The organism is Synechococcus sp. R65.1, assembly GCF_047461755.1.
Classification (GTDB): Bacteria; Cyanobacteriota; Cyanobacteriia; order Thermostichales; family Thermostichaceae; genus Thermostichus.
Map to the genome: position 1 here is coordinate 1 of NZ_JANSHU010000008.1, position 12784 is coordinate 12784.

General features: G+C 59.4%; 14 protein-coding genes. 13 read left to right on the top strand and 1 reads right to left on the bottom strand.

All coding sequences use genetic code 11. The features are described from left to right. Positions 1-150: 150 nt before the first annotated feature. The 11 genes from NW814_RS05140 to NW814_RS05190 all read left to right on the top strand — a co-directional run bounded on the left by NW814_RS05140 (position 151) and on the right by NW814_RS05190 (position 9627). Entirely contained in the window at positions 151-1566 is a 1416-nt protein-coding gene (locus NW814_RS05140) for an ABC transporter substrate-binding protein (RefSeq protein WP_414405451.1), read from the top strand. 61 nt (positions 1567-1627) lie between these two features. Beyond that, positions 1628-2443, top strand: coding sequence for a tryptophan synthase subunit alpha (gene trpA, locus NW814_RS05145; RefSeq protein WP_414405452.1), 816 nt, complete (start codon positions 1628-1630; stop codon positions 2441-2443). Between the two features lie 392 nt (positions 2444-2835). Then, positions 2836-3354 (top strand): phycocyanin subunit beta, encoded by a 519-nt coding sequence (locus tag NW814_RS05150; RefSeq protein ID WP_414393286.1) that lies wholly within the window; start codon positions 2836-2838, stop codon positions 3352-3354. A gap of 120 nt (positions 3355-3474) precedes the next feature. Beyond that, entirely contained in the window at positions 3475-3963 is a 489-nt protein-coding gene (locus NW814_RS05155; protein WP_414359365.1) for a phycocyanin subunit alpha, read from the top strand. A gap of 220 nt (positions 3964-4183) precedes the next feature. Continuing rightward, positions 4184-4429 carry a phycobilisome linker polypeptide gene (locus NW814_RS05160; RefSeq protein ID WP_414393284.1) on the top strand — a complete coding sequence of 82 codons (246 nt, stop codon included), beginning with the start codon at positions 4184-4186 and terminating at the stop codon, positions 4427-4429. Positions 4430-4493: 64 nt separating this feature from the next. Then, complete coding sequence (locus NW814_RS05165) at positions 4494-5285, top strand: HEAT repeat domain-containing protein (protein WP_414405453.1); 792 nt, start codon at positions 4494-4496, stop codon at positions 5283-5285. Between the two features lie 43 nt (positions 5286-5328). Next, complete coding sequence (locus NW814_RS05170; protein ID WP_414405454.1) at positions 5329-5970, top strand: HEAT repeat domain-containing protein; 642 nt, start codon at positions 5329-5331, stop codon at positions 5968-5970. 42 nt (positions 5971-6012) lie between these two features. After that, on the top strand, positions 6013-6738 hold the full coding sequence (locus NW814_RS05175; RefSeq protein ID WP_414405455.1) for a phycobilisome rod-core linker polypeptide: 726 nt from the start codon (positions 6013-6015) through the stop codon (positions 6736-6738). Positions 6739-6878: 140 nt separating this feature from the next. After that, the gene (locus tag NW814_RS05180) at positions 6879-7190 is read left to right on the top strand and encodes a DUF6825 family protein (protein WP_414393277.1); all 312 of its coding nucleotides are present in this window, start codon (positions 6879-6881) and stop codon (positions 7188-7190) included. Continuing rightward, positions 7187-8908, top strand: coding sequence for an ABC1 kinase family protein (locus tag NW814_RS05185; protein ID WP_414405456.1), 1722 nt, complete (start codon positions 7187-7189; stop codon positions 8906-8908). Before NW814_RS05180 ends, NW814_RS05185 begins: the two co-directional genes overlap by 4 nt. Further along, entirely contained in the window at positions 8908-9627 is a 720-nt protein-coding gene (locus tag NW814_RS05190; protein ID WP_414405457.1) for a Stp1/IreP family PP2C-type Ser/Thr phosphatase, read from the top strand. The genes NW814_RS05185 and NW814_RS05190 overlap by 1 nt, the downstream gene beginning before the upstream one ends. Positions 9628-9759: 132 nt before the next feature. Here NW814_RS05190 and NW814_RS05195 read toward each other — a convergent pair whose 3' ends face one another. Then, positions 9760-11004 carry an ABC transporter substrate-binding protein gene (locus tag NW814_RS05195; protein WP_414405458.1) on the bottom strand — a complete coding sequence of 415 codons (1245 nt, stop codon included), beginning with the start codon at positions 11002-11004 and terminating at the stop codon, positions 9760-9762. A 250-nt stretch (positions 11005-11254) separates the two neighbouring features. Here NW814_RS05195 and NW814_RS05200 point away from each other — a divergent pair, with 250 nt between their 5' ends. Beyond that, complete coding sequence (locus NW814_RS05200; RefSeq protein ID WP_414405459.1) at positions 11255-12073, top strand: ABC transporter ATP-binding protein; 819 nt, start codon at positions 11255-11257, stop codon at positions 12071-12073. Next, positions 12070-12777: an ABC transporter ATP-binding protein gene (locus NW814_RS05205; RefSeq protein WP_414405460.1), complete on the top strand. Its 708-nt coding sequence runs from the start codon at positions 12070-12072 to the stop codon at positions 12775-12777. The genes NW814_RS05200 and NW814_RS05205 overlap by 4 nt, the downstream gene beginning before the upstream one ends. Positions 12778-12784: the final 7 nt, after the last annotated feature.

A 12784-nucleotide genomic window follows, 5' to 3' on the forward strand; every position in this document is an offset into this window, starting at 1 on the left:
GCAGCTAGAGCGCCAATACCGCAACAGCCCTTCCTACCGTCCCCACCCTTAAGTTATTCTTCGAGAAGCCTCTGAAAATCCTTGAGAGGATCCCTGAGGGCGCGAGCAGTGTCTTTGCTGGCCGAAGGTCGGCGTTTTCTTCCCTGAATCATGGTTGTCAAGTCTCCGCCACCCATTGTCTACATCGTCCTGGGTCTATTGCTACTCTGGGGCGGTCATCGCGCTTGGCAGGCGGGCTATGTTCGCTGGCCGGAAGGCATTTCTCTACCGCCAGTATCGCTGCCAGGGTTGGGGGGTGGAGCACAAGATCTGCTCCTGACCAGCGGCGAGCGCACCTTGTTTGCCGATAGCAGCCCCGCTGCCGTTGCCGCTGCAGAGCTATTGCGCCAAGGTAACCTCAGCGCGGCCATCTCGGTGTTGGAAATGGGTCTGCAAAGCAACCGCAACGACCCAGAAGCTCGCATTTTCTTGAACAACGCCCGCGCCCAGCAGCAAGGCAGTCCCTTGAGCCTGGCGGTGGTGGTGCCCATCTCCAGCAACCCCAACCGCGCCAAAGAGACCCTGCGGGGGGTGGCACAAGCTCAGGAGGAGCTTTTCCAACAGGGGGGAATCGGAGGACGGCTGCTGCGGGTAGTGATTGCCGACGATGGCGATAACCCTGAGCGAGCAGCAGCGGTGGCCAAAGCCCTGGTGGCGCAGCCTGAGATCTTGGGGGTGATTGGCCATAACACCAGCGATGCCACCCTGGCTGCAGCCGAGGTTTATCAGCCTGCCGGCTTGGCGATGATCTCCTCCACCTCCACCAGCACTCGCATCAGCATGCTGGGGGATGCCATTTTTCGCACCGTGCCCTCGGATCAAGTGGCCGGCACGCAACTGGCCCGTTATGCTCTCAACACGTTGCGGCTGCAAAGGGTGGCCATCTTCTACAACCCCAACAGCGCCTACAGCTCCAGCCTGCGGGACGCCTTTGCCTCCACCCTGACCAGCGAAGGGGGCATCGTGCTGGCGGAGTTCGACTTATCGGCGTCGGACTTCAACCCCCAGGCCAGCCTGCAAAGGGCCGTCGGCCAAGGAGCCCAGGTAGCTTTTTTAGCTCCCACGGCTTCCGTAGCCGAAAAAGCGCTGGCCGTAGCCCGCGAGAACGCTGTAGCTGGTAAGCCCCTTGCTCTTCTGGGCGGCGATGTGCTCTTCAGCCTCACCACATTGCAAGAAGGGGGAGCAGCGGTAGAGGGCTTGGTGGTGGCGGTACCCTGGCATCCCCAGGTGCCGCGCAACCGTGAGTTTGCCCAGAAGGCAGCCCAGCTCTGGGGAGGGCAGGTGAGCTGGCGCACCGCTCTGGCTTATGATGCCACCCGGGTTTTCTTGCAAGCTTTCAGCCAAGGAGCCACCAGCCGCAACGCTGTGCTGGCCCGTTTGCAGGATCCCAACTTCCTCCTCCAGGACGGGGCTTCGGGAGAGGTGCGCTTCTTGCCCTCCGGCGACCGCAATGCTCCCCATGTGCTGGTGCGGGTTGAGCCCGGCAACCGCTCCGGTACCGGCTACGATTTTGTGCCTCTCCCCTAGGGATCCTGGCAGACGCTACAGTGGGGGATGCTCTCAATCTCCTCAGAATCGAATGGATCCCATGCCCACTCGGATCACAGCCTGCTTTCAGGCGCTGCGCAGCCGTGGTGAAAAAGCCCTCATCCCCTACCTCACCGCTGGGGATCCCAACTTGGAAACCACCTTTGAGGCTTTGCAGGTTCTGGATCAGAGCGGCGCCGATCTTATCGAGCTGGGGGTACCCTACTCGGATCCCTTGGCCGATGGGCCGGTGATCCAAGCAGCAGCTAGCCGTGCTCTCCGGCGGGGCGTGACCTTGGGCGCCATTTTGCAGGGGTTGCAGGGCCTCTCGCTGCAGGCCCCTCTCATCCTCTTTACCTACTACAACCCCATCTACCAGCTCGGCATTCCCACCTTTGTGCAGCAGCTGCGCTGGGCCGGCTGTGCCGGCTTAGTCGTCCCCGACCTACCCCTAGAAGAGGCTGAACCCCTGCGGGAAGCGACGCAGGCAGAGGGGATCGACCTCATCTTACTGGTGGCCCCCACCAGCCCCCCTGAGCGCATGAGGCGCATCGCCCAACACTCCAGCGGCTTTGTCTACCTGGTCAGCACCACCGGCGTTACCGGCGAGCGATCCACTCTGGAGCAGCGGCTCCCTGCCTTGCTGCAGCAGTTGCGCCAATCCACCTCCCTGCCGATTGGGGTGGGCTTCGGCATCTCTACCCCTGAGCAAGCCCGCCAGATCGCCCTCTGGGGAGCAGATGCAGCCATTGTTGGCAGCGCCTTTGTGCAGCGGCTGACCAGAGCTCCCACCCCTGCCCAGGGGCTGCAACAGATTGCCTACTTCTGCCGCGATCTCAAGGCTGCCCTGCAAGGAGTGGGAACTCTGCACCTTTGACGGCTGCAGCCGGAGCCCTCAAAGGGAATGAAACAAATATTTACATCCTTTTGGCCCCCTGCCGGCCAATTCCCTGCTCGCTGGACGCTAGAACTGGAAACTCGGCAGCCGACTAGACCTTTCGGTGTCGGCTTGTTTGTAAATCTTCACAAAATCCTCATCGCTCCCGCGCTATAAAATTGACCTGGATGCTCGGCTGTCTGAAGGTTGCAGGAGTTCTCGACCGATCTCAAACTCTGGGGCTTCAGTGGGGGAGTTTCAAGCAACCTCCACGGGATCCCCGGTTTTTGGGAAGCAGATTCCGCATCCAGCAAGGCTCGGTAGCTGGCTTTTGAGAGGATCAGCCAGTCGCTCATCCTTGACTTTGGAAAAAAAACAAAAGGAGATCCATTATGCAAGACGCCTTTACCCGGGTGATTACTCAGGCAGATGCACGTGGGGCTTTTCTAAGCGAACAAGACTTTGCTCGTTTGGAAGCTTTGGTGGCAGAAGGCAACAAGCGCCTGGATGCCGTCAATCGCATGACCAGCAACGCTGCTCAAATTGTGGTCAACGCAGCCCGTTCTCTGTTTGCCCAGGAGCCAGATCTCATTGCTCCTGGCGGTAACGCCTACACTAACCGTCGCATGGCTGCTTGCCTGCGCGACCTTGAGATTATCCTGCGCTACATTACCTACGCCACCTTGGCAGGGGACAGCTCAGTGCTGGAAGATCGCTGCCTGAACGGTCTGCGAGAAACTTACATTGCCCTGGGGGTGCCCACCAGCTCCATGGCCAATGCCATTGCGGCCATGAAGAGGGAAGCCCTGGCCAAGATCATGGATCCAAACGGCATCACCCCTGGCGACTGCTCAGCAATCCAAAGCGAAGTGGCCAGCTACTTCGATAAGGCGGCTGCTGCCATTCTGTAAGGTATCTCGGTTTTCGGTGAGGGTCAGTTTCTTTCATAGCCAGCCGAGAATCTAACGGGGCAGTAAAGGAGCTGCCTGTTGGTTGCCTTTACTAACAGTCAACGTATTGAGGAGTTGCAAATGAAAACCGTTATCACCGAAGCAATTGCCGCTGCTGACAATCAAGGGCGCTTTCTCAACGCCAGCGAGCTGCAGGCGGTGAGCGGTCGCTACCAGCGGGCTGCTGCCTCCCTAGAAGCGGCTCGGGTGTTGACCCAGAACCAGCAGACGCTGGTGCGCGAAGCGGTGCAGGAAGTGTTCAAGCGCTTCCCCTACTTGAGCCAGCCGGGTGAAATGGGGCATGGCGAGGTCTTCCAGGCCAAGTGTGCCCGTGACATCGGCTACTACCTGCGCTTTATCACCTACTCGCTGGTTGCCGGTGGCACTGGTCCTCTCGATGAATACCTGGTGGCCGGTCTGCGGGAAGTGAACCGCGCTTTTAACCTTTCCCCCAGCTGGTACATTGTGGCTCTGCAACACATGAAGAGCCGTGCTCTGGGCATGCTGAAGGGCCAAGCGGCCAATGAAGCTGCCATCTACTTCGATTACGCCATCAACGCCCTTAGCTAGGGGAGGCTAAGCTAGGCCTCCTTAGGCAGGAGGGCAATTCCTTCTAGCAGTTTGCCTGGCAGGCAGCAGCCTGGAGAAAGCCGGGTTGCTTGCCTGCAGGCTCAAGCCAGAGGGAAGGCATTCCTAAACTTGCTGCGAAGCAGCTTGATAGCACTTTGGAAAAGCTCCTTTTTGCCCATGCGACTTTGATAAGCGGGAGTGTTAACAGCGGGGGAAAGCCATGTTTGGTCAAAGCACCAGCAGCCCGGAAGCTCTAACGGAAGCCGGTAGCCGGGTTTACAAGATTGAGTACACTGGCCTCCTTAACCCGCCCGATGCCCTGACCACCTCAGCGAAGGTACGCCGCAGCACTGCTACGCTTACAGTTCCCTACAGCCGGCTGTCTGCTGAGATGCAGCGCATTCTCCGGATGGGTGGCAAGGTTCTCCGGGTTACTCCTCTTACGGGATCTCCTACTTCCCAGTGAAGGATCTGGCTGCGCTGGAGCGTGGCTCTGGGCAAGCAGTCGTTGAGAGAGCTGCCCTAGTTACATGAACGGTTCGGCAACAGCTCGCATAGCCTCCAACACGGCGGTGCTGCCCCAGCAGCTTACCTGGGAGCAGGCAATAGCCTGGCTGCAAGGAGACGATCCGCAGGATCGCTACTATGCAGCCTGGTACTTGGGCACGATTCGCGAGGCGCGGGCAGTGGAGCCTTTGCTATTGGCGCTGCAGGACGAGCGGGATCGCACGGCGTTGGGAGGCTATCCGCTGCGGCGTAGTGCCGCTAAAGCTCTAGGGCAAATTGGCGATGTCCGGGCGGTACCTGGGCTAATTGAGGCGCTTAGCTGTAGCGATTTGCTGGTGCGAGAAGAGGCGGCCTACGCTCTAGCCCAGTTGGGAGATAAACGGGCGGTGCAGCCTCTTTTAGCTTTGTTAAGGTCGCAAGAGGAGCAGCCTTGGGAGGCTTTCATTGAGGCGCTGGGCCACCTCAACGCCACAGAAGCGGAAGCAGCCATTCGGCCCTTCTTAGATCACCCCTCAGAAAGAGTGCGCTCGGCAGCAGCTTGGGTACTCTATCGCTTTACCCAAGCGGAGGAGCTGACCCAGATTTTGGTGGCGCTGCTAGCCCACCCTAACTTTAGCTTGCGCCAGGCGGCCCTCTTTGATCTGGCTGAATCGGGCTGGCTGGCGGGGGCATCCCTGCTGGCAACCGCCAACGTAGCCCTCAACCTGCGCCTCAATGCTTTAAAGCGGCTGTTTGACGTGGCCTTGCAGTTGGGGTGGGTGCCGCCAGATCAGGTGGCAGCGGCAATTATCCCCCAGCTGGACAAGCTGTTTTAGACCTGGAACCTCTAACCTTACTACCTTAGCTTCTAGGCTGGTCATGTCCTCTTCATCAGCTGCACAAGGGCTTCCTCCTGCTGTGGCCCAACTGGCTACCCAGCTGGAGCAGGCCACTTCAGAGGCAGAGCTGCTGGGGGTGGTGCGAGCCCTGGGATCCCTAGGACAGGTAGAAGGGATCCCCCTGCTCATTCGCGCTTTTGGCTTCAACCGTCCTGCTGTAGGGGAGGCGGCTCTGGAGGAGGTGCTGCGCTTTGGAGAAGCGGCAGTACAGCCCTTGCTGGCCAACATTGACGGCTTTGACTACGGGGCGCGGGCCTACTCGGTGCGAGCTTTAGCCCGCATTGGCCATGGGGATGCCTACCCCTTTTTGGTCGAGGCCATTGTGGCCGATTTTGCCCCCAGCGTGCGGCGGGCAGCAACGCGCGGGCTGGGACGGGTGGCTGCCCAGCGACCCCTGTCCGATCAAGAGCAAGCTTTGCAGCTACTGCGGCAATGCCTGGGGGATGCCGATTGGGGAGTGCGCTATGCCGCCGTTGCAGCCCTAACGGATCTAGCCCGCCTGGGAGAACTTTCTCTGCGAGCTGCTGCCGAGGCAGCCCTTCAGATAGCTTTGCAGGATGCGGATCCTCTGATCCCTCTCCGCGCTCGCCTAAGCCAGCAGGAACTGGCTAGCGAGGCGTAGGCTCTCTTCTTTGTTGTTTGTTTCTTGTTAGGAGCACAGCCTATGTCTCTTCCGTTGATTGCCGATCGCCCCACTACGCAAAACGAGCGGGTAAACCGCTACTTTGTACCCAGCGACGAAACTCCGCCCGTCTACCGCCCCGATGACCCGGCGGGCATTGAGAATGTTATCCGCGCCGCCTACCGCCAAATCTTCAGCGAGCACCTGATGCTGGAGAGCTACCGGCAGAAAGCGCTGGAATCCCAGCTGCGCAATGGAGCAATTTCGGTAAAAGAGTTTATCCGGGGCCTGGGCAAGTCGGAGGTCTACCGCGACTTGGTCATGGTTCCCAACGACAACTACCGCTTCGTTGAGATCACCTTCCAGCGCTTCCTGGGTCGGCCCACCTACAGCCAAATGGAGCGCATCAAGTACTCCATCATTCTGGCCACCCGCGGCCTAGACGGCTTTATCGACGCCATTGTCGATAGCGAGGAGTACGACGCTGCGTTTGGGGACGATGTGGTGCCCTACCAGCGCCGCCGCCTTTCGGAGAAACCGACCAACTTGGTTACCCCCCGCTACGGAGCCCGTTGGCGGGATATCTCCGGCGTGAGGCCCTCGGCTCGGGAGGTGGTGCGCACCTATCGGGCCGTCCGCTTGCCTAAGCCCGGCGATCCGGAGAACTTCCTCAACATGGCTCGCATGCTCAATCCCAAGCCGGCAGCGCGGCAAAACATTAGCGTCTTCGATCTAAAGATTCCCGACATGACCACCAACCGTCGCTAGCCCTAGACAAGCTCTCTAGGACAATTGCTTGCGGGACTGCCGGGCCGATGCTCCGAGGCTGTTTGGCTGGGGGGGCTCGGCAGTTCGGTTGCGGCAAGATTCGTTATAATCTGGGTGATGCTTCTTAACACTTGGGCTGCATGAGGAATCCCGTTGTGCGAGCTTTTTTCGTCGGCAAAGCAGTGGCCGATGTTCTGCGCGAGCGTTGGGAGGGCGCTCTTGCCGACCTTGCTGCGGAGGTGGGCAAGCTGTGGGCAGAGCTGCAGGAGGGCTGGCAGACTTTTGCCCAGGATGTCATGGCCCGAGCTGAGGCGGAAGCATCGCTAGCTACCCAAGAGATGGCCTCGTCCACCTACAAGGTGGAGGATTTGCAGGCAACTCTAGATGACCTGCGGGCCGAGGTGGCGCAGCTACGCTCTGAGTTGCAGAAGTACCGGAATCGAAACGCTTGAAGGCAAGCACAGCAAAGGGATCCAAGCCTGCTAAGCCCTATACCGCCTACCGGTGGGCCCGAGAGAACTACAGCCGCTGGGGCCGTCTTTTCGACATCTGGCGCTTTGTGCTGACCTGGCTCTTCTATCTCTGGCTGGATCAGCAGGCCTGGAGCTATGGGGGGCAGCCCACGCCAGAGCGAAAGGCTAAACGCCGCCGCGCCCGAGCCATTTGGATCCGCGAGACGTTGCTCCACCTCGGCCCTACCTTTATTAAGGTGGGGCAGTTTTTCTCCACCCGCGCCGATCTCTTCCCCTCTGAGTACGTCGAGGAGCTGTCCAAGCTGCAAGACCAGGTGCCCGCCTTTGGTTACGAACAGGTGGCGGCCATCGTGCAGCAGGAGCTCGGCAAGCCCATTGAGCAGATTTACAGCTACTTCGATCCCACCCCTTTGGCAGCAGCCAGCTTGGGGCAAGTGCATCGCGCCAAGCTGAAAAGCGGCGAAGAAGTGGTGGTGAAGGTACAGCGACCGGGCTTGGTGCAGCTATTTACCATTGACCTGGAGATCGGTCGCGGCATTGCTGAGTTTTTTCAGCACCACACCCCGTGGGGTGGAGCGGGCCGCGACTGGATTGGCATCTACGAAGAGTGTCGCCGCACCCTCTGGGAGGAGGTGGACTATCTCAACGAGGGCCGCAACGCCGACACTTTCCGCCGCAACTTTCGCGACATGCCCCAGATTGCTGTTCCCAAGGTGTACTGGCGCTACACCTCCCCCCGTCTGCTGACATTGGAATACCTGCCAGGGATCAAAATTAACGACTACGAGGCACTGAGCGCGGCGGGATTGGATCGCAAGGCTTTGGCCCGCTTGGGGGCGGAGGCCTATCTGCGGCAACTGCTCAAAGACGGCTTTTTCCACGCCGATCCCCACCCTGGCAATATTGCCGTCAAGCCAGATGGCACGCTGATCTTCTACGACTTCGGTATGATGGGGCGCCTTCGCCCCGGCATCAAGGAAAAACTGGCAGGTATGCTGGCAGCGGTGGTGGCCAAAGATGCCGAGCAGGTGGTGGCCCTGCTGGTGGAGCTGGGTGTTCTAGTACCCACTGCCGATCTGGCACCAGTACGCCGCTCGGTGCAGTACCTTCTGGATCACTTCCTAGACAAACCCTTCTCCAGCAAGCTGGACGAGATCTCGGTGGCGGCCATCAGCGAAGACCTCTACGAGCTGGCCTATGAGCAGCCGTTTCGCTTCCCCGCCACCTTTACCTTTGTCCTGCGAGCCCTCACGACCCTGGAGGGGCTGGGAAAAGGGCTGGATCCAGAGTTTAACTTTATTGAGGTGGCCAAGCCTTTTGCAGAGGAGCTCATGAACAGTAGCCACCCCGAGAGGGAAACCCTGCTGGCTCAGGTCAGCCGCCAGGCGGTAGAGTTTACCAGCACCAGCCTCAGCCTGCCCCGCCGCCTGGAGACGGCCTTAAGTAAATTGGAACAGGGGGAGCTGCGCCTGCGGGTTCGCTCCAGTGAGACGGAACGCCTGCTGCGTCAGCTCAACTCGACGGGCTGGGGCACCACTTACGCGGTGCTGTTTGCAACTTTTTTTCTTAGCGCCACGCAGCTATTTTTGGCTGGGCATGCTACTTTAGCGATGGTCACCCTGGCCTTGGCTGTCTTGGCTGCCGCGGCGCTGCTCAGGGTACTCTTAAAGGCAAAGGAATTGGATCGGCTGAGGTGATGCGACGCTATGCTGGCGCTACGGATCCGGGCAAGGTTCGCAGCGGCAATCAGGATGCTTACTACTGCGATCCGGAAGGTCGCTACTTCATCGTTGCCGATGGCATGGGTGGACATGCAGCAGGAGCCGTAGCCAGCCAGCTGGCAGTTGAGACCATTCGAGCCTATTTGGATCGAGGCTGGGAGATGGTGCCGGCGCCCAAGCTCCTCAGCGAAGCAGTGGAAGCCGCCAACGAGGCCATTCTCAAAGATCAGCGGGAAAACCCGCAACGGGCAGACATGGGCACCACTGTGGTGGTGGCGATGGTGGATCCCAACAACAATTGCTGGAGTGCTCACATCGGCGACTCCCGCCTCTACCGCCTGCGCGGATCCCAGCTGCAGCAGATGACGGAAGATCACACGCTAGTCGCCCGCTCGGTTCGCCAGGGGGAGTTAACCCAAGAGCAGGCCCGCATCCACCCCTGGCGGCACATCCTTGAGCGCTGCCTGGGCCGGCTTGACACAGGGCCACCTGCTATCCAACCCATTACCCTGCTTCCTGGGGATCGCCTCCTGTTGTGCAGCGATGGACTAACCGAGGAGCTGGACGACGAAGTCATTGCCGAATATTGCTTGAAGGTGCCAGACCTGGAGCAGCTTGTCCTGGAGTTAATCGAGGCAGCCAAAGAGCGAGGGGGTCGGGACAACATCACGGTCGTTGTTGCCGAGTACGCGTGACGTCCTCCCCTCAATCAAGGTTGGCCTTACCCCAAAATCCAACGAGTGGGAGTTGCGCTGGCAGTGAAAAGCAGGGGCTTGCCAGTCATCTCCCCAGCAAACCCCTACTCGTCGAAAACAGCAGCCCAGTCTTTAGCTCTTCGGCTCAAACACCTTCAAGTCTACGATCTTCCCGCCCTTGAAGGTCCAGTGGGCAAAGGTTCCGGCTACGTCTCCCTTTTCATCGAAGTCCAGCGAGCCAGAAGCGCCAGTGTAATTGATGTCTTCCCCTTTCTTCAGCAGCTCCACCGCCTTGGCCCACTCGCCAGGCAGGATTTCGGTGCCAGGGGGATTGGCCACTTGCCGCAGGGCATCGCGGATAGCAGTGCCATCGGTGCTGCCCGCTTTTTGGATGGCCAGAGCCAGAAGGAAGGCAGCATCGTAGGCAGTGTCGATGTAGGGAGTGGGGGGCACTTCCCCGTAGGCAGCTTCGTAGGCTTGAACAAAGCTCTGGTAAGCCTTGGTGTCAGTGCGGGCCTGGGGCGAAGTGCCAATGGATCCCTCTAGCTTGTCTGCCCCCACCTGGGCAGCCAGATCAGGAGAGCGCATGCCGTCTGTTAAGACAAAGCGCTTAAATAGCCCCCCTTCCAAGGCTTGCCGCAAAATAACCGCGCCGTTTTCTGGATAGCCAATGACCACCAGCGCCTGGGGGTTCCCTTCCTTGAGCTGATCCAGCTCGCCGCGGTAGGAAGCTTTGCCTGGCTCGTAGGGGACGGCCTTGGTGATCTTGCCCCCCTGCTTCTCAAAGGCAGCCTTGAAACTGTCGGCTAGACCCTGGCCGTAGTCGTTGTTGATGTAGATAACAGCCAGGCGATCCAGCTTCTCTTCACGGGTAATCTGCGCTAGGGCTACCCCTTGGAAAGCATCGGAAGGAACGGTGCGGAACAAAAAGTCATCGTCGTCCAAGGTGGTGATGGTGGGCGCGGTAGAGGCCGGTGAAATTTGCGGAATCTTGCTGGGAACCGTGACTGTCGTGGCCACCGGAATGGTAACGCCACTGCCCAAAGCGCCAACAATGGCGGCCACCTTCTCCACGTTCACTAACCGCTTGGCCGCATCAATAGCCGGCTGCGCTGAAGTTTGGTCATCCGCCTCCACCACTTGAATTTGAGATCCAAGGACGCCGCCAGCTTCGTTGATCTGCTGGAGGGCCAGCTTGATGCCCTTGAGGCAGTTTTCCCCATAGGCCTGCAGGTCGCCCGTCAAAGACAGCAGCGCTCCTATCTTAATCGGGGCTTTGGCTGCTTGCTGAGCTGTGCTTGGCAGCAGGGTGGTGGCCAGCGCCGCTGCTGTCAGGGCTGCCGCCGTCGCGAAGGCCCGCCGGGTCAGTTTGTGCATGGGAGACATAACCAAGAACCTCCAATGAGCTCCAATGAGGGAATAAAACTGCAATTCTCAAAGGTCGATGGTATAGAAGTAGACGTTAGCCCACCTCAAAGGGTTCCCTCCAAGAGCCAACCCAACCCCTGCCAGGGGGCTTCTTGGCAAGCCTATCGGCGAGTTTGGTTAAATAAGCTTCTTTACCCTACGATGAAAGCTCATAAAATAGTGAATCCATTAGGGAATGGAGCTTTCCCAGGGTAGCGGTGTGATCGTTATTGACAACATCTCCAAACAGTTTGGCGGCGTCAATGCCCTAGATCACTGTTCCTTCCGCATCGAAGCTGGTCGGATCACGGGCTTGATTGGTCCCAACGGGGCGGGGAAAACAACTCTTTTCAACATCATTGCCGGTTTTATTCGGCCCAATGGCGGACGCATCTGGCTAGATGGGGAAGACGTCACGGGCCTGCCTCCCCACCAGTTGTTTCAACGTGGGCTGGTGCGCACCTTCCAGATCCCGCGGGAGTTTGGCCGCATGACCGTTCTGGAAAACTTAATGGTTGTTCCTCCCCATCAGGCTGGAGAAAACCTATTTAACGCCTGGTTCCGCTGGCGGCGAGTACAGCGGCAGGAGCGCCAGCTTCAGGCTCGGGCTGAAGAAGTTTTGGAACGGCTCAACCTCATCCACCTGCGGGATCAACTGGCAGTCAACCTTTCGGGCGGGCAAAAGAAGCTGCTGGAACTGGGACGCACCCTGATGACCGATGCGCGGGTCATCCTCTTGGACGAGCCGGGGGCTGGGGTCAACCGCACGTTGCTGGCAGACCTAATCCGCTTTATTGAGTACCTCAACCGCGAGCGCAGCTGCACCTTCTGCATCATTGAACACGACCTGGATCTGGTGACCCGCCTTTGCCACCACGTGGTGGTCATGGCGGGGGGAAGGGTGTTAACCCAGGGACCCATGCAGGAAATTCGGCAAAACCCTGCCGTGCGCGAGGCCTATTTGGGATCCATCGCTTTAGCAGATGCCCTCAGCTCGGAACCGGCCTCCACCCTCTCGCCGGAGGGATCCCCGCCATGACTCCTTTGCTCGAGATTCAAGATCTCTACAGCGGCTACCGCGGCGTGGACATCCTCAAAGGGATCCGCCTCAAGGTCAACCCGGGGCAAATCGTGGTGATCATCGGCCCCAACGGAGCAGGCAAATCGACAGTGCTTAAATCCCTCTTTGGGTTGGCCACCATCCGCTCGGGCCGAGTGCTGTTCCAAGGTTCTGACATCACGCATCTTGCTGCCGAGCAACTGGTGCGGCGGGGGATCGGCTTTGTGCCTCAGACCAACAATGTCTTTCCCTCCCTCACCGTCGAGGAAAACCTGGAGATGGGAGCCTTTATCCGGCGCGACGACTACACTGCCCAACGGGAGCGGGTTTACGAGCTGTTTCCGCCGCTAAGGGAAAAGCGAAAGCAAGCGGCGGGATCCCTCTCCGGCGGGCAGCGGCAGATGCTAGCCATAGGGCGGGCGTTGATGGCGGAGCCGCGACTGTTGTTGCTGGATGAGCCGACAGCCGGCCTGTCGCCGCTGTATGTCGAGCAGACCTTTGCCCTCTTGCAAGAAATCAAGCGCCTTGGCGTCAGCATCCTGATGGTGGAGCAAAATGCCAAGCAGGCCCTGAGCTTAGCGGACTGGGGCTACGTCCTCTCGATGGGAGAAAACCGCTTTGAAGATACTGGCCCCAACTTGTTGCGCAATCCCCAGGTGCTGGAGCTGTTTTTAGGGGGCTGAGGCAGGG